This window comes from Pseudomonas sp. HY7a-MNA-CIBAN-0227 (assembly GCF_040310325.1).
Taxonomy (GTDB): Bacteria; Pseudomonadota; Gammaproteobacteria; order Pseudomonadales; family Pseudomonadaceae; genus Aquipseudomonas.
In genome coordinates this window covers 1-240 of record NZ_JBEOPT010000337.1, presented here as the reverse complement: position 1 = coordinate 240, position 240 = coordinate 1, and the positions used below count along the sequence as shown (strand labels likewise).

Here is a 240-nt window from a genome sequence, read left to right as displayed (position 1 = left end):
CCCCAGGCCAGGGCTTCATAGCCGATGCGCAGGCCGCGCTTGCCCGCGTGTTCGGCCAGCAGGCTCAGGTCATCGAGCAGAATACGTTCGTCGCCCACGCTGTCGGCCGAGGCGTTACTGCACACCAGCACCAGGTCGGTGCCTAACTCTTGCATCAAATCGAATTTGCGTTCGGCGCGCTCCAGGTTGCGCGCCAGGCGATCGCGGCGGCAGCCTTCGAAATCGCGAAACGGCTGGAAC

At 64.6% G+C, this 240-nt stretch carries 1 protein-coding gene; it reads right to left on the bottom strand.

Annotated elements, in window-relative coordinates; all coding sequences use genetic code 11:
• The coding region (locus AAEZ06_RS28170) for a TIM barrel protein (RefSeq protein ID WP_350617499.1) at positions 1-240 on the bottom strand (240 nt) is incomplete at both ends.